This window comes from Hyphomonas sp. ske169 (assembly GCF_056850855.1).
In genome coordinates this window covers 2719791-2735939 of the sequence record NZ_CP096146.1, presented here as the reverse complement: position 1 = coordinate 2735939, position 16149 = coordinate 2719791, and the positions used below count along the sequence as shown (strand labels likewise).

Sequence of the window (16149 nt, the reverse complement as noted above, 5' to 3'; positions counted from 1 at the left end):
AAAGAATACCCGGAGAGAGCCCCATGATTTCATACCCGCCCCCGAAATTCGAGGAACAGAAATCGGAGATTCTCCAGCGATATCAGATCTTGTATGATGACAATGCCCTGAGCGCGACCTCGTTCGCAGACTCCGTGGCCCTAGCGCTCGATACCCCATTTGTGATCGCCGCACTGACCAATCGCTATCGCAGCTGGTACCATTGCACCCATGGTCTGGGCGCCTTTGCGAACAGCGATTTGCAGACCTATTTCGCCCGCATGCATCTGGCGCAATCTCGGTTCGAAGTGGCCGACATCAGCGAAGAAGAGTTCTTCCTCAGCCATACAAGTGGGCTGCAAATCCCTAAATTTCGATCGCTTGCGGGCGTTCCTCTAACCGACCCTAACGGCAAACGGTTCGGGACGCTCTGTGTGGGCGATCGCAAGACCCGCGAATTTACCGAGACCGAGCTCAACATTTTATCGAGCTTTGGGCGGCTTGTGAGCAACGATATCTGCGTTAAGAGCGCCGCGCGCTACGCCGTCAAAGATTTGATTGAGCTCGAAAATGAGAAATGCGACTTGTTCGAGCTGGCCACCATTGACCCGCTCACCAAAGCGCTTAACCGCCGCGCTTTTATGCGCTTCTCAGAACGCGAGTTGGCCCGCTTCAAGCGCGACAATGCTCGCATCTCGACGCTGATGCTCGACATCGACCATTTCAAACAAGTGAACGACGTACATGGTCACGCCACGGGAGACAAAGTGCTCTCAAAAATGGTCTCCATTGCGTCAAACGTCCTCCGCCAAGAAGACCTCATCGGTCGACTGGGGGGCGAGGAGTTCGCGATTGTATTGGTCGACGCCGATGCGATGTCGGCCGCTAAAGTTGCCGACCGTATCCGGCAAGCGATCAAACAGGTGAAATTTCCAAGCGAAGCGGGACCTTTCAATGTTTCTGTGAGCATTGGCGTTGCCGAGCCGCTTCTCAATGAAGCGAGCATCAATGACGCGCTCGAGCGGGCCGACGCTGCGCTTTACAATGCCAAGCGGAATGGCCGCGACCGGGTTGAGATCGCAGCAGAGAATGTCTCGCCCTTCGGCCATGGTGCGAGCCCCAGCGTCACAAACAGACGCGCGAACTAAACTCTACACATAGTTTCCTCCCAGAGCCGCAATTGCGGTTCGCCCATACCAAAAGCGCCGCCCGAAGAGACTTCGAGCGGCGCTTTTTTTTGGAGGCCCGCCGCAGGTAGCGGGCCGGTCCAGTTTCCTTATAGGGTGAAGTGATCCATCACGCCCACAATCCGGCGAACAGCAACCATATAAGCGGCGGTTCTAAGGTCTGGGCAGTTGGGGTGGGCTTCACGCACTTCACGCATCGCGACATAGGCCGCGCGCATAGTGTCATCGAGGCCTGAGCGGACAAGATCGATCTCGCCAGCGCCGCACTCCAGCTTCTTCCTCAAAGACGGATCGACACCATTCGGCAGGACCGCTTCAAGCTGCTCAAGGAAGGCGCGACTGCGCGCTTCTTCCTGACGGCGCTGCATACGGCCAAACCGGATGTGCGAAATATTCTTCGCCCATTCAAAGTAAGACACGGTGACACCACCGGCATTCGCGAACAGATCTGGAATGATCGTGTGGCCACGCTCGACCAAGATATCATTCGCATCGGCCGTGATCGGGCCATTCGCGGCCTCAATGATCAGGCGAGCTTTGATCTTGTGAGCATTCGCATAGGTGATCACGCTCTCACACGCCGCCGGGATCAGAATATCGCAATCATATTCTAAACCGAGCGAGCCATCAGCAACAAACTCGACGCCAGCGAACTCAGCCAAAGGCTTACGCGCCATCAGGTGCGCTTTCAAAGCTTCGACATCGATGCCCTTCGGATTGAAGACCGCGCCATCGCGCTCAACAACGCCGACAATTTTCGAGCCATCTTCCTCACTCAAGAATTTCGCGGCATGGTAGCCGACATTTCCGAGGCCTTGAACGACAACGCGCTTGCCATCAAGCGAGCCGTCTAGTCCGGCAGCTTTGACATCATCCGCGTGGCGGAAGAACTCTTGCAGCGCATATTGAACACCGCGTCCGGTCGCTTCGGTCCGGCCAGCAATCCCGCCTGCGTTGAGCGGCTTACCGGTCACACAAGCCCGGGCATTCATGTCGGTCGGGTTCATGCGGCGGTACTCGTCCGCCATCCAAGCCATTTCGCGCTCGCCAGTCCCCATATCAGGCGCCGGAACGTTCTGCGATGGATTGATCAGATCGCGCTTGATCAGCTCATACGCAAACCGGCGCGTGATTTTCTCAAGCTCGTGGTCTTCCCACTCGGTCGGATCGATAATCAGACCGCCCTTTGAACCACCAAACGGCGCTTCAACCAAGGCACATTTATACGTCATCAAAGCGGCGAGCGCTTCGACTTCATCCTTGTTCACTTCGATCGAATAACGGATGCCGCCTTTGGCCGGTTCCATATGCTCTGAGTGGACAGACCGGTAGCCTTTAAATGTGTGCAGCTGACCGCGCAAACGGACTGAAAACTGGACTTCATATGTGGAGTTACAAGTCTTGATCGTCTGTGCGACATCTCCCGGCAAATCGAGCAGATCAACGGCGCGATCGTACATCAGATTGACGCTCTGAAGAAAGCCAGTCGTTAAGGGTTTTTTAGTTTGGAAATTCATTTTGTCCCACCTTTCCTGATTTTATACAGGATACAATGCATTGTTTTAATTGAAGATAATTGAAACAAAAAGTTCCGGCGGGTTGAGCAACCTAATCGTAAGTATGGTAACTCAAACCCGCCAAATTTCACTTGATCAGGTAAGGTTTTGTTTACCCAGAAATCCGCAAGTCAGAGATCGATGTAGCAATCTTTCGATACGCATCTTTGAGCTCAGCCGCCGATGTCGGATCGAAGTAAAAATCCGGACCAGATGCGCAATAGTTGAGCACTTCGCGACCTGAAGTCGGCGCGCTCAACGCCACCGAATAAACTTTGATGCCAGATGCTTTCATATTGTCGCAAAGGTTGCGCGCTTGGATATTTGAATTGCCCTGTTCAGGGAAAATCTCAGCATTGAAGGCGCCATCGGTCATCAAGATTACGGCTTTGGTGCTGTCGGGTTCGGAATAAGAGAGGGGTGCGGAACCGCCGGTGAACACTCCCCCCCAATGTTCTGAGACCAAATACCACGACCAAGCCACACCTAGATGTCCCGCGGTTCCGCCGCCGGCATTTAGGCTTTTGAGGTGATTGATCAGTGTTGTGCGATTATTGGTCAAAGCGACTGGCTCGCTCTCGCGACATTCATCGCCATCATACCAAGAATGATCTGGACGGTTGGGGTGACCAACATGCCAGACACCGCCATCGCGATGATCTTCATCCTCTTCGAACCAAGCTTGTTGATGCGCAAGATAAGCGCCGGTTTCCGGCCGAGAATCCGTGAATTTTTCGTCGCCATCACGCTCCCAAACACAAGTTGAGGTCAGTGTGTATTCAACCTCTCGAGGCGGACTCGCTTTGCCGCGCACAATCTCAAACTTGATCGTCTCATCAAAAAGTTTGCGGCCGCGCGCCTTTTGCCCAGAATAAAGACGGACCCGAAGTTTGTAGTCGCCCTCGCGCCAATTGCGGCCATGATAGTCGCCGCGCCGATCTCCATACAAAGCGTAGGGATCAAAATTTTCTGTCTGTCGTTTTGATTCTCGCCCGGAAAGGTCAAACCGTATGCTCTTAAATCGACCGCGATACGGGCTTGAATTAGGAACAGACACATCGATGGTCATCCTATGATCTGTCCGGTCGTTTCGGTCCCAATCTTCGATTGCGATAACCGCATCATCACCGATCAGGGAGACAAACTCATCGCGATCCGCATCCATCAGCGTAACCGTAATATCGTCGAGGAGGTCGCCTTCCGTGACCTTCGGACCAGAATCGCCACCGCCTATTGTATGGGTGTAGGTGCGGGTCGCTGGAACGCCAGTCACATCCTCGAAGTGAAGGCCAGCATTAACCATCGTATTATAGGTCACCATGCTCAGGCGTGTATTTTCGATCAGCTGCGGCGCTGCATCAGCGGGCAATAGAATATCAATCGCATCCGTCGCGGCAGCCTTTAAATTGGTGAGGCGGCTCGAACTGTTCATTGAGCCTGAAACGTCAAACATGAACGCAACATCGATCTTATCGATCCCATACTCCGCCACAGCCGCGACCGTGAAATCCATTTTCTCTTGGCCGATTACACGGGTTAGCGAGGTAGGCTGACTGCAGCTCATTGCCGCTGTAATACGCTGGGCAGATGCTCCGATCGCGACATTCGGGGCTTCACAGGTCATCCCGCCATTCATTGGATCAAGTTGAGCATTCATAAATCCGGAAAGCGCAGCGCTAACCTCAGCATCGGTGGCGCCGGTCTGTTTCACGCGCGCGGCAGCGAGGATTGCCGAGTCCAGGATCACCTGAACCTTTTGTTTCTTTTTGATCGTGTTTTGGAAATCGATCGCAAAGCCCGCGACGGCGAAAATCGGTATCAAAGACAGTGCAAAGATCACCGCAACCTGGCCGGCTTCATCAGATATTTTTTTCAATTTTTTTATGGGCATAGAACGCAGTGAACCTCTCCATCGAGGCCCAAGGATCTAGCAAACTATAGTTAATTCCCGTTTGGGTTGATCAATCGAATTTTCTATTGAGGGTAAGGATTGAGTCATATTCTGTTGAGAATTGACAGAGGCAGCGCCCGCTAATCTTGGTCATCTAACCAGGCTTTGAGCTTTTCGCGATCGACCGTCATCAGGGCGCGATCAACCCTTTGCACCAAGCCGAGCTCTTCGAGACTTTTGATCGCTTTTGAAATGCTGATCCGAGTCACCGCAAGGATTTCAGCGAGTTCAGCTTGGGTAAACTCGATCGCAGGGCGGTGCTCTGTAATCAGCATGATCCGTTTTCCGAGGCGAATGATTAGAGGCTCTTGCCGCTGCTCTCTCAGATAGCTGAGCGCAACGAAGAACCGTTCGGAAAGATCTTTAAACAAATATTCGGCAAACAAGACATCCTTGCCGATCATTTCATAAACGGTCTCGCGCTTGATCAAGACGAAGCGTGTTTCAGCTTTCGCCGCTTCAATCGCGAACGGATTGACAATCTGAAGGTGCATCCCGGCATGGTGCAGCACTTCACCAGGTGTGCGATAGACAGCGGTTGGCTGGCGCTGCCCGTCTTGGAAATAAACCAGCGTGGCCAAGCCGGACAGGACAATCAACAAATGTTTATCAGTTTGGCCCAGCGCGAGAATGGTGTCACCGTCATCTGCCTGGTAAAACTCGCCATGCGCTTCAATTAAAGCCCAGGCTGTATCGCTGAGACCTTCCAGACGATCTTCGGCACGGGGAGACACTTCACGCAGCACTGTAGGCTCCTCTTTGCGCCTCAACTGACGGCGATCGACAGTCTAAGCTGGGTGCACTGAGGTTCCACGCACAAATCTTGTCTGTATTAAACATATCGAGACTCGCCCCTATTCTCGCTCTGTAAACAAGTTTGCACGCATGCCCCGCCATAGACTTTTTCTCAGCGCCCGACTGTGACGCGGCACCAGATCGAAATCAGTTTTTCTATTTTCTATTACAATCGCAACAATTGCTACAGTTTAACTGACATCGAAACAGTCATATGTGACTGCGTTTAGAAAGCCATATTCTAGAAATGCGACGCCATGGGGCCCAACCATCGCGCCAGATTCTCCGGTTTCGGTGGTCGCGGCGCAATACATTGTATGGTCGTTGAGATTTGTCAGGCTCACTTTGGCGATAATGGTCTTGCCCTTACAGGCATAGTCTTGGGTGACTTTCACGCCATTCCTGACCGCCAAGGATGATCTCGGAAAGCCAAACGCCTGATCGAGCGAGGCACGGCATTTTTTAGCGTCCAATTGATCGGTGAAAGGTGTGGCATGGACGCGGTCAAAGCTAGCGCGCCGGATCGCCGCCTCACTCAAGCTGGCCGTTGTTTCACACCCCGCCAATGCGATCATCAAACTACCGGTCAGCAAGGCTGAAAATGGGCCGTGAGACATGTGAGGCTCCCTCATTCGAACGCGGGCTCATTTCGGCAGAGTCGCCTTAAGAAAATACTATTCTCGATTGAAATGTATCGCCGAGCCGTTCGAGACGACGATTGAGCGTCAGGGGTTAGTCATTCGTAAATTTTCTACTTTATGTTGTTTTTTGAAACGTGGCCGATTCGGCCCGTCAAATAGATGAGACCCGTATGGCAAAGTCCGAAAACAGCCCCGCACAAGCGCAGCGCAGCCCGCTCACGCTGCTCGCTACGACCGCCTTAGCCGTCTCTAATTTGATTGTCGGAATATTGCAGGAAAACAGGTTCTTAATCGCCGCCAGCGCCGCCTTGGCAGGCCTTTTTGCGGTGGTCTATTTGGTCCGGATCCACCGCCCTGAGCTGTTCGAAAAATTTTCACTCGGCCGGGGTAAAACCGGATCGCGTGGGCGGCGGAAATTTCCGCTTTCGGTCTTCGTTGCGATCTTGTTTGTCGCCCTCCCTGCCCTCTTTTTATTCATGCAGATCCTGCAACCTCAGTATAATTTCAATTTATAATTGATTTACTGATTTACCCTTTAGTTGCTCCATGTCCTTGACGACCCCTGACGAAACCCCTGTTGATGAAGCCATTGGCCACCGTATTCGAATGGCCCGGGTCAACGCCTCGATGACCCAATCCCAGCTCGGCGAGCATTTAGGCTGCTCGAGCCAGCAGATTCATAAATATGAGCGTGGCAGCAACCGGGTTTCAGCAGGCACGCTATTCGTCATTGCGCAGCTGCTCGAATATCCGGTTGATTGGTTCTTTTTAAATCCGCAAACACCGACGGAAACAGATCCAGTCGCCAGCGTGCCGTACCACTGATCCAGACTATTTCGACAGAATGGCGGCTCGGTCTAACTCCGCGGTCAATCCCGCACGGGTCAAGATTGATCGCATCTGTTCGAACAGTTTTACGTCCGCAACACCCGCCAAGCTGACCTGGCGAACTGAGCTGGATAGAATGAAGTCAATCAACCCATCTGACAGGTTGCGTTCCGCGCTGAAGATCGGCTCATACCGGCCAATTCGGATACCCAGCTCATTCAGCCCTTCGCTATTATGCTGTTGTACAAAGGCCACCGGCTGCTGCGAGACGCGCGCATCATCGATACGTTCATGCAATCCAGTGAGTCCAGACGGATCGGGAACCCGTTTGCTCGCAGATAAAACAAGCAGGCACATGGCTAGGCCGCCACTTCGTGCACATCACCGCCGCGGGTGGCAGACTGCTCCAAAATTCCAGGCGTGTCCCAATCGCCTTCAGGTCGAATAATCATCATAGGATCAGAGTTGAGCCGGATCGCATCCGGATGCGCCGATACAGAAATTTCCATCTCGCAATACTCGAAATCCGAGAAAAAGAAGTTTGGATGATCGTCCATCAGGCGGCAGTTTAGCGTTTTCGACCAAAGCGGCCAGAGGCGCGCCTGAATTTGCGCGAGCATTCGGCGATAACCTTTGCGGGACGCGATTTCCAATGACGCCGCCAGCATCACTTTAACCACGCCGCTGCCTCGATAGGCCGGCAGGATGCTGACGCGTTCGATCTTACCAAATCCAGCAAACCAGCGCAGTCTCAAAGTCGCGATTGGCTGTCCGTTTGAATAGGCAATCACGTGTGAGGCGCATAAATCATTGCCATCAAATTCTTCTTCATACGGGCAGTCTTGCTCGGCCATATAGACCATAGACCGCACCGCCACGACTTTTTGAAACGCATCAAGCGTCCGAACCATTTCGATCGGAAATTGCTCAATCAGTTCAGGATCAAGTGGTTTTGCGAGACCAGATTCGCCAATCGGTGAGATCTTGAGCATCATGCCACCTTTTGCTCTGGCACGACCAAAGCCCCTTGCATCCAGAGTTTTTCGGCGCCGAAGCCCGCTGGCGACCAGCCAAGGCTTTCCATCGATCGCGCGCCATCTTCTGTCGCGGCGCGGGCAAAGCAGGGCACCTGGGCGTAAATCGCCATCCGGATTACCCCTGCGCCGCTCATAACCGCCTTCCGCGCTTCTTTCGTCTCGCCGGCATAGATACCGATATAGACGCCCGCACAGGGCTGACCAACCGCAGCGACATGCGCATCATCAGGTGTTTTTGCCACGAATTCATTGTCTTGGACGGCATCCAATCCGGCTTCCGACAGGGGAACTGAGATGACCAGGCCTTCAACTGGGTCACCGAACACCCACGCCGTTATGCCAGTTAGATCGTGCAAATGTGCAAGCGTTTCTGAGCTAATCAAACGGTCGTCAATCAGACGTTCGCCCAGCGCCAACATTTCCGGAATTTCTTTTTGATTCGCCGTCCGCCAACCAAAATTCGACATTTGCTCAATCATTTTGGATTGATCGACAATAAAGGGATATGTCGCGAGTCGTTTTGCTGCATTGGTCATCAATTCGCTCCTTCTAAATGAAGGTTTCTCACAATTCGTTTGCCTGCGATGCAGACAGAATCGAATTGGGGTAGTACAGAAATCGTATAAGGGGCCCTAAATGTTTGAGAATCTGGACTGGGATAAGCTAAAAGTCTTTATAGTTGTTGCCGAACTTGGCAGCATGAACGCGGCTGCTTCGCGTTTGAAGGAGACAGCTCCAACGGTTTCCCGAAAAATTGACGATCTCGAGCGGTCCCTCAATGCGCGCCTTCTGTATCGATCGCCGCGCGGGGTGACCTTGACTGATGCCGGTAAAAAAACCTTACGCTATGCGGAAATCATGTCAGATGCCGCAGATGGATTGCGCAGCGACGTGCTCGATCACGACTTGCCCGCTGAAGGCTCGGTCACGCTTTGTACGGGCGACGGTCTCGCCACTCATTGGCTCGCCCCGCACCTTCCGGATTTTCATTTGCAGAACCCCAAGATCGAATTGCGACTCGAAACCACTGATCGGCCAGACGCCGATTTGATCAATGAGAAGGCCGATATCGCCATTCAATTCCAAGAACCGGGCCGGCCAGATATCGTCTCGAAACGCCTTGGCGTCTTGCACTATGTCTTCTTCGCGTCGCCCGATTACATCAAAAATTTCGGACATCCGACGAGCGTTTTCGACCTTTATAACCACCGCTGCATCATTCATTCCGGATATGTGAACCAGATGGAGCGATGGGCGCCAAAAGCTAAAGAATTCAGAGACTTGATCGATTTTGCACTGGTCACCAATTCTGGCGCCGTGATGGTTGAAGTCTGCGCCAAAGGCGGCGGCATCGCGCTCTTACCAACCTATGTTCACGGGCTCGGCAAGAATATTGTGCCCCTCAACCTCCCAGAGGTCGCCCCGATTCGGTTCTGGCTGACCTATACAGAGCGAGTTCGCAGAATGGCACGTGCACAAATCGTGATTGATTGGTTGCGCGGCCTGTTTCACCAGCAAAAATCCCCCTGGTTCAAACCTACATTTGTTCACCCAAGAGACTATGCAAATGGTTCTCTTGAACAGCGTGAGCAAAGTCTTGCAGATTCTGGCTCTGACAATCCTTAGAATTTGCGCGAGACCCTATTTTTGTTTGGTATTACAAAAATTATGTAACTGTCCGAGTTGCTATAACGCTCAGACTTAGGCTCCAAACAGGTAAAGGGATTTAAAACAGAGACAAACCTATGTCCGGTGATCGGGATGCGCCTAAGAGTCCGCCAGAATGGCGGTCGAAAAAGCCAATGGGTGAGGCATTGCGCGATAAATATAAAGAAGTCCTGCACGAGCCGGTTCCAGAAAAACTCAAAAAGCTGATCGAAGCCCTGAAAGAGCAAGAGCGGAAAGATCGCGATAACTCTGAATGTGATTAAGCCCTCGACATCCAAATTTTGGCCAGTACGGCCCTCACTCACAAAAAATTGAAAAAAAATTCATCCAACTCGGAACAATTCCGAGGAGCAGCGCATTGATATCATGTGAGACGCGAAAACGCGCCACGCTAATCAAATGCGTTGCAAGAAGGAAATTGTAATGGGGACCGAAAAACTGATCGAGCAAGAGCTGCCACAATGGGTAAAATCCGTGCGCCGGCATGCTCATTTTGCGCAATCGATCGAGACAGAAGAACTCGCAGATGCAGAGCTCGAAGTGCAACTCGGAATGATTGATGCGATCAGCGCAAAACAGGCTCTGGGGCCAGTTGATATGCTGCTAAAGCTCAAGCTTTGGGAAAACTATGTCGCGCCAAATGGCAACACAACAGATCTGCCATCAGAGGCCAATCTGATCCTGTCAGTGATCCGCGATTTAGAAGCTTTTGTAGATACGCAAGGGGGCTCTATGGCGAGCTATCCAGGCGGTCATTTGGCCAAGGTCAGTTAAGACCCTGAACCCTTGGCCAAACGGTTTCGGACGCAGGGACTAGCGGGTGCCTGCGAGCCGCAAAACTTCACGTACTGGACCCAAATTCGCGCTTTGGCGCAGATCTAAAAGCAGGTTCATGCAATCATCAAAATCGGTCGTACCTGACTCTTTGACGGCGTGAATTCGGTCAACAATATCCTCATCAAAGAACCAGCTGATCGGGATATCGAACACTTTGGCAATTTCATAAAGCGTGCCCGCTGAGACGCGATTGACGCCCTTCTCATACTTCTGAACTTGCTGAAAAGTTAGCCCGATCATATCGCCGAGTTGGCCTTGGGTCAGCTTCGCCGCGCGACGCGCTTGGCGAATACGACGGCCCACTTGATGGTCCACGTGGGACGGTGTCTTAGCACTCATTTGGTTCTCCATGCATTCAGGCGGCGTTTTTATGATTGAATTTGCCACTCTTCGCGCAGGGATAGTACGGCTGAGTTTATGAAGAGAAGGTAAACTTGTTTACCTTGATCACGAATTGTTCAGCACGGACTGCGAAAAGACCGTTTGGCGGAGCTCGTCCTGAATCGCCTCTGTAGCGGCTTTTAGGGTCGCAATTTGCCGATCGAGAATCTCCTGACGATGTTGCATGTATCGCAAATAGCCATTGGCTATACTCATTTGTGTAAACCCGTCTTGCCGTTGATCGAGTTGCTGAAATTCGCTTTCGAGTTCAGCGCGCTTTTGCTCAACCCCGCGCAGTTCCGACATCAGCGCGGCCAAGCGCTGGACCTGGTCTTTATGCTTAATATCCAGCAATTGCGGAATGATCGGATCAACTTGCATGGCCCGGACCTTTTAGATGCTGACGAACCCGCTCAACATATTGGATCGCCGCTGCGACGGCCGCAAAATGTTCTCTGCGGATCTCTTCTTCCACTTCAATGAGACGATATAGCGAGCGCGCGGTTGGCGGGTCGCGATAGATCGGCACATTATTGGCTTGTGCAACCTCGCGAATTTTCGCGGCTAAGTGATCAACGCCTTTGGCCACACAAATCGGCGCGGAGTCGCCGTTCGGATCCCATTGCAAAGCCACCGCATAGTGTTCCGGGTTGACCATGACCACGGTCGCAGATTCGACATTTTTGAGCATGTCAGAGCGGGCGATCTGCGTTCCACGCTCGCGGCGCTGCTGCTTCAAGTGCGGATCACCCTCGCTTTGTTTCATTTCCTTTTTGACCTCTTCGCGGGTCATTTTGAGGCGCTCGGCGTGCAGATATTGCTGTAGCGGGAGATCTAGGAGCGCGAGCACGATCTGGAAGGCCCCAAAATAAAGGATGAGTTTGAGGATTTGCTCCAGCGTGAATTCGACCAATTGGCCTTTAGAGATCGCGCCCGCTGCGTAGAATTCGGACGCGAAATAGATCATGAAATAGGCTGCGATCAGACCGGCAAACATCATCTTTGCCGCGTCTTTCAAGAAGTCGAGCATGCCTTTCGCGCCATACTTGTTCTTGATGTTCTCGACCGGATTGATCTTTTTGACGTCGGGTTTGATCTTTTTGGTTGAGAAGGCGATCGCGCGCTGAAGGATGAGCGCCAGCAGGACGCAAGCCACAAGCACGCCAAACAAGGGCAAGATCGAGTACATCATACCCGACATGACTTTCCGCGTCTGCGAGCCCTTATCTGCAAATATATCCAGAGCGTACCGGTCAGCATGATAGAACATGCTGGCAAAGCCATCATTCAGAGCTTGTGAGGTCAGCATCAAGAACACCAAAGTGCCCAGGCCAATACCCATTATTAAGCCGGCGGCATTGGCTTCTTTCGATACCGGAACATCGCCATCCTCACGCGCCTGCCGAAGGCGCTCATCGGTGGCATCAAATTCCTTTTCGCCGGACTGGTCGTCTTGCTCTGCCATGCCCTATAACCACACAATCAGCTGCGCGATTTGATCTTGCCAAACCATCAGCATAGCCCCGATCGAAATCGCGAGAAGGAACATTCCGGCGCCGACCAAGAAGGGCGCGCCAACAAAAGCCACCATCATTTGCGGCATGGCTTTATTGATGAAGCCGAGACACACATTGTAGAGCAGGTTCATCGCCACAAAGGGCCAAGCGAGTAGGATCGCGAACGCAAACGCGGCATAGATGCTGTCGAACAAAAAGGCTTGTGCGATCCAGGACGAGCCGCCCACCGGGATCGTCTCATAAAGGCCGATCCAGCTGGCAAAAACCTCAACGTGAAAGTTCATCGAAAATAAAACCGCCGCCCCCGCCATAGACAGCAAGTTCGCAGTTGCGGTTTGCGCTTCGTTTTCAAGCGCCACCCCCAAAGGTTGCGCCAATCCCATCGATTGCGCGATGACACTGCCAGCAATGTTCAGCGTCCAGATGACCACCCGCAATCCAATCCCCAAAAACAGGCCGAGCAGCAATTCTGTGACGATGACAATGCCGAGATCTGTGAGATTGCCGGGCAGGACATAATCCGTGATCCCCATGCCCGATATCGCCGCAGATAGGCCGAGCAGAAGATAGATACGCACCTGCGCGGGGATCATCTGCTCGCCAATTCCCGGGATCAGAATGACCACAAAGGACAGCCGGGCCACCGTCAGAATGAACTGGGCCACCCATGCTGACAGGTCTGGACCGAGCAGATCCAGGAGCGGGATCATACAATCCCTACGATTTGCGGTTTGCTGCTGGAGCGGATCTCTTCATAGGCCAGAACAGCATTGCGAATGCCCTTGCTGGCGAGCACGGTCTGCAAGAATCGGCGCCGCTTCGAGGAGGTTGCAATCGCCGCAACCACGCCGCGCTGGGCCGTCTCGTTCAGCTTTTCTTGAATGCCATTGAGCAGCTCGCTGAACAGTTCAGGGGGCAGCGCGATATCGGAAGCGCCGCCATCTGATTTGATCTCGTGCTCGGCGAATTTTTGCTCCCACGCCGTTGAGAGCTGAACCAGCGGCAAACGTCCATCCGTATCCTGAAGCTTGTTCAAGATTTGGAAGGAGAGGCGTTGACGCACCAGCTCAACCATTTGCGACTGATTGGCACCTTGGGCTTTCGCTTCCCCAACGGTTTCCAGAATGAGGAAGATATTGCGGATCGACACGCGCTCTTCGAGTAAGCCGCGCAGCACGGCCAGCAAGGTCTCAGGCGGCACTTTGGTCGGGATATACTCATCCAGCAATTTCTGATTGGCCGCACTGCGGTCGCCATCCGACATACTGGTCAGCGCATCCAAGGTTTGGATCATCACCATGCGTGTAAAGATCAGCGAGAAATTACCCTGGATCAGCTCAAGCATGTGCGTGGCGAGCACTTCAATCGGCTCGATCACCGGCGTGCCAGCAGCCACCAATTCTTGTTTCTTGGTCGTCGGCAGCCAGCGCGCGGCGGCCTTATAGACGGGCTCTTTGACATGTTCCCCGGTTAGGTGCGGCAGCTGATCTTCTTCAATCAGGGCCAAGACTGAGCCTGGCCGCAACAGACCACTATCGACAGGCACCCCCTGAATGTTCAGGCGATAGGTGTTGCGCTCCATGGTCGGATTATCGGTCATCCGGATGGATGGCAGAACAAAGCCATATTCTTCGGCGATATAGCGCCGGATTTTATCAATTCGGGCCTCAATGCCACTATCACCTTGCAGCACTGTGTTGACCAAGTCGGGCGCCACTTCGAGGTGGATTTCATCGGAATGGATGGAGTCGCCGATTTGGTTGGCTTGGGTTTCTGGGGTCTCCTCGGGCGTGTCAGCTTGCGCTTCAACCGCTTGCTGCTGTTTGCGCAGGAAGTAAGCGGTGACGCCAAACCCGATCGAGGCCAGCATGAAGGGGAGGAAAGGCAGACCCGGGAAGAGAGCAAACACGGCGAGCAGGCCGGAGACGATCATCAGCGAGGTTGCATTGCCGCCAAGCTGCTTGCCGAGCGCCTCGTCAATCGCGCCGTCATCGCGCCCCTTGGAGAGCAGGAGCGCCGCAGATACTGAAACGATGACCGCTGGAATTTGCGAGACCAGGCCGTCCCCGACGGTGAGCACAGAATAGTTCGCAGCCGCTTCACTGAGCGAGAGGCCATGCACCGCCAACCCGAATCCAATGCCCGCAACCAAGTTCAGCGCGGTGATCAGAAGGCCAGCAATCGCATCACCTTTTACAAATTTAGACGCACCATCCAGTGAGCCAAGGAAAGCAGCTTCTTCTTGCTCTTTTTGACGGCGCTGTTTGGCTTCTTCATGGCTGATCGCGCCAACCGCTAAGTCAGAGTCGATCGCGAGCTGTTTGCCTGGCATCGCATCCAAAGCGAACCGCGCCCCAACCTCGGCCATACGTCCCGCGCCCTTGGTAATCACCATGAAGTTCACAATGATCAGAACGCCAAATACGACGAGCCCGACAAACAGGTTCCCGCCCATGATGAACATGGCAAAGCCTTCAATCACGCCGCCCGCAGCATCGGTGCCTGAGTGGCCCTCTGAGATAATCAACTTGGTCGACGAGACGTTCAGTGCGAGCCGCAAGATCAGGGACGCTAAAAGCACGCTCGGAAAAGAGGAAAAGTCGAGCGGCTTTTCAATAAAGATCGAGGTCGTGAAGATCAGGATCGCAAAGGCAAAGGACGCGGTCAGTCCTAAATCCAACACCCAAGCCGGCACCGGCAGGACCATGACCAAGATTACAAGCATTAAGCCCAGCGCGAGGAACGCGGTGGGCGATGCAATATCAAGCAGTTTCGATTGCGTCATCAGGGTCTCAGAGCGTGATCATCGGAAGAATGAAATTGTTGAAGAGATCGAGACAGACGCGCGTCATGTAACCGATCGTGAGAAAGAAGACCGTCACCACGGCAATGATCTTCGGCACAAAAGTTAGCGTCATTTCTTGAATCGAGGTCAGCGCTTGGACCAAGCCAATCGCAAACCCCAAGACCAAAGAAACGCCAAGGATCGGCAAGCCCATGAGCACGCCGGTCCACAAAGAAGCCCGAAGGACCTCAAAAATTTCAGATTCGCCCATCGTCCCCGTGGCTCCATTCTAGACTGGCATGCGCAGTAATTCCTGATAGGCCTCGACCACCTTGTCGCGGACCGTCACGGCAGTTTCGAGCACCATCTCAGCGTTCGCTAAGGCTTCGACCATGGCATGCGGATCCGCGCCGGAGACGGCGGTATCGATTGCGGCTTGCTCGGCTTTCTGCACGGCGGCTTTAAATTCAGATGCCCCCTTTGCGACCACATTGTCTTCGGCAGCAGGCTTGGCTGGCGCTGCCGATGAGGTCGCAACTTTTGCGGGGTTGAGCGAGTTATAGGCTCCAAAACCGAAATTGTTCATTCAAGCCTCCCTATCGCCGCAACACGTCCAGCAGCGAGGTGTACATGCTCCGCGCCTGCTGGAAGGTATTGAGGTTGGCCTCATAAGTGCGGTTGGCTTCGCGCATGTCGGCCATCTCAGTCACCAGAGAAACATTTGAGAGCGTGATATAGCCCTCATCATTCGCCATCGGGTGGGACGGGCTGTACTCTTGCTCACCTTCGGTTTGATCAAGTGCGGTTCGAAGCGCCCCAAAGGACAGCTCATTGCCAGCGCCTGGCTCGGTCAGCAGGATTTTGCGTTGATAGCCGGGCGTATCAACGTTTGAGACGTTTTCGGCGCTCACCGTAATGCGCTGAGAGTTTTGACGCATGCCCGCGACAGACTGCATCATGGAAAATTCAAATGGGTTCATATCCTAG

The 16149-nt window shown here is 53.3% G+C and carries 21 protein-coding genes; 6 read left to right on the top strand and 15 right to left on the bottom strand.

The window, feature by feature from the left end; genetic code table 11:
* The first annotated feature begins 23 nt into the window (after positions 1–23).
* Complete coding sequence (locus tag MY069_RS13310) at positions 24–1127, top strand: sensor domain-containing diguanylate cyclase (RefSeq protein WP_482794271.1); 1104 nt, start codon at positions 24–26, stop codon at positions 1125–1127.
* 128 nt (positions 1128–1255) lie between these two features.
* Here MY069_RS13310 and MY069_RS13305 read toward each other — a convergent pair whose 3' ends face one another.
* The 4 genes from MY069_RS13305 to MY069_RS13290 form a co-directional block, all read right to left on the bottom strand.
* Positions 1256–2683, bottom strand: a complete 1428-nt coding sequence (locus MY069_RS13305; protein WP_482794270.1) for a Glu/Leu/Phe/Val family dehydrogenase — start codon at positions 2681–2683, stop codon at positions 1256–1258.
* A gap of 151 nt (positions 2684–2834) precedes the next feature.
* A complete protein-coding gene (locus MY069_RS13300; protein WP_482794269.1) occupies positions 2835–4613 on the bottom strand; it encodes a vWA domain-containing protein in 1779 nt (592 codons plus the stop codon).
* 140 nt (positions 4614–4753) lie between these two features.
* Positions 4754–5419 (bottom strand): Crp/Fnr family transcriptional regulator, encoded by a 666-nt coding sequence (locus MY069_RS13295; RefSeq protein ID WP_482794268.1) that lies wholly within the window; start codon positions 5417–5419, stop codon positions 4754–4756.
* Positions 5420–5659: 240 nt separating this feature from the next.
* On the bottom strand, positions 5660–6085 hold the full coding sequence (locus MY069_RS13290) for a hypothetical protein (RefSeq protein ID WP_482794267.1): 426 nt from the start codon (positions 6083–6085) through the stop codon (positions 5660–5662).
* A gap of 194 nt (positions 6086–6279) precedes the next feature.
* Between MY069_RS13290 and MY069_RS13285 the strand changes: the two genes are divergently transcribed.
* Positions 6280–6624, top strand: a complete 345-nt coding sequence (locus MY069_RS13285; RefSeq protein WP_482794266.1) for a hypothetical protein — start codon at positions 6280–6282, stop codon at positions 6622–6624.
* 31 nt (positions 6625–6655) lie between these two features.
* Positions 6656–6934 carry a helix-turn-helix domain-containing protein gene (locus MY069_RS13280; RefSeq protein ID WP_482794265.1) on the top strand — a complete coding sequence of 93 codons (279 nt, stop codon included), beginning with the start codon at positions 6656–6658 and terminating at the stop codon, positions 6932–6934.
* 6 nt (positions 6935–6940) lie between these two features.
* Here the strand turns inward: MY069_RS13280 and MY069_RS13275 are convergent, their stop codons facing one another.
* The 3 genes from MY069_RS13275 to MY069_RS13265 are packed head-to-tail and all read right to left on the bottom strand — an operon-like array spanning position 6941 to position 8510.
* On the bottom strand, positions 6941–7294 hold the full coding sequence (locus MY069_RS13275) for a hypothetical protein (protein WP_482794264.1): 354 nt from the start codon (positions 7292–7294) through the stop codon (positions 6941–6943).
* Between the two features lie 2 nt (positions 7295–7296).
* A complete protein-coding gene (locus MY069_RS13270) occupies positions 7297–7932 on the bottom strand; it encodes a GNAT family N-acetyltransferase (protein WP_482794263.1) in 636 nt (211 codons plus the stop codon).
* Positions 7929–8510 (bottom strand): hypothetical protein, encoded by a 582-nt coding sequence (locus MY069_RS13265; RefSeq protein ID WP_482794262.1) that lies wholly within the window; start codon positions 8508–8510, stop codon positions 7929–7931. The genes MY069_RS13270 and MY069_RS13265 overlap by 4 nt, the downstream gene beginning before the upstream one ends.
* Before the next feature lie 100 nt (positions 8511–8610).
* On the opposite strand from MY069_RS13265, the gene MY069_RS13260 reads away from it, so the two are divergent.
* From MY069_RS13260 to MY069_RS13250, 3 genes are all read left to right on the top strand, one after another.
* Entirely contained in the window at positions 8611–9600 is a 990-nt protein-coding gene (locus MY069_RS13260; protein ID WP_482794261.1) for a LysR family transcriptional regulator, read from the top strand.
* A gap of 119 nt (positions 9601–9719) precedes the next feature.
* Positions 9720–9905 carry a NepR family anti-sigma factor gene (locus tag MY069_RS13255; protein ID WP_482794260.1) on the top strand — a complete coding sequence of 62 codons (186 nt, stop codon included), beginning with the start codon at positions 9720–9722 and terminating at the stop codon, positions 9903–9905.
* A gap of 160 nt (positions 9906–10065) precedes the next feature.
* On the top strand, positions 10066–10416 hold the full coding sequence (locus MY069_RS13250; protein WP_482794259.1) for a hypothetical protein: 351 nt from the start codon (positions 10066–10068) through the stop codon (positions 10414–10416).
* A gap of 39 nt (positions 10417–10455) precedes the next feature.
* Here the strand turns inward: MY069_RS13250 and MY069_RS13245 are convergent, their stop codons facing one another.
* From MY069_RS13245 to MY069_RS13210, 8 genes are all read right to left on the bottom strand, one after another.
* On the bottom strand, positions 10456–10818 hold the full coding sequence (locus MY069_RS13245; RefSeq protein WP_482794258.1) for a helix-turn-helix transcriptional regulator: 363 nt from the start codon (positions 10816–10818) through the stop codon (positions 10456–10458).
* A gap of 108 nt (positions 10819–10926) precedes the next feature.
* The gene (locus MY069_RS13240) at positions 10927–11241 is read right to left on the bottom strand and encodes a hypothetical protein (RefSeq protein ID WP_482794257.1); all 315 of its coding nucleotides are present in this window, start codon (positions 11239–11241) and stop codon (positions 10927–10929) included.
* Positions 11231–12325: an EscU/YscU/HrcU family type III secretion system export apparatus switch protein gene (locus MY069_RS13235; RefSeq protein WP_482794256.1), complete on the bottom strand. Its 1095-nt coding sequence runs from the start codon at positions 12323–12325 to the stop codon at positions 11231–11233. Before MY069_RS13235 ends, MY069_RS13240 begins: the two co-directional genes overlap by 11 nt.
* A gap of 3 nt (positions 12326–12328) precedes the next feature.
* Positions 12329–13087: a flagellar biosynthetic protein FliR gene (locus MY069_RS13230; protein ID WP_482794255.1), complete on the bottom strand. Its 759-nt coding sequence runs from the start codon at positions 13085–13087 to the stop codon at positions 12329–12331.
* A complete protein-coding gene (locus tag MY069_RS13225; RefSeq protein ID WP_482794254.1) occupies positions 13084–15162 on the bottom strand; it encodes a flagellar biosynthesis protein FlhA in 2079 nt (692 codons plus the stop codon). The genes MY069_RS13230 and MY069_RS13225 overlap by 4 nt, the downstream gene beginning before the upstream one ends.
* A 7-nt stretch (positions 15163–15169) precedes the next feature.
* The gene (locus MY069_RS13220; RefSeq protein ID WP_482794253.1) at positions 15170–15433 is read right to left on the bottom strand and encodes a flagellar biosynthetic protein FliQ; all 264 of its coding nucleotides are present in this window, start codon (positions 15431–15433) and stop codon (positions 15170–15172) included.
* Positions 15434–15451: 18 nt separating this feature from the next.
* The gene (gene fliE, locus MY069_RS13215; RefSeq protein WP_482794252.1) at positions 15452–15748 is read right to left on the bottom strand and encodes a flagellar hook-basal body complex protein FliE; all 297 of its coding nucleotides are present in this window, start codon (positions 15746–15748) and stop codon (positions 15452–15454) included.
* A 10-nt stretch (positions 15749–15758) separates the two neighbouring features.
* The gene (locus MY069_RS13210; protein WP_482794251.1) at positions 15759–16142 is read right to left on the bottom strand and encodes a flagellar basal body rod C-terminal domain-containing protein; all 384 of its coding nucleotides are present in this window, start codon (positions 16140–16142) and stop codon (positions 15759–15761) included.
* Positions 16143–16149 lie beyond the last annotated feature (7 nt).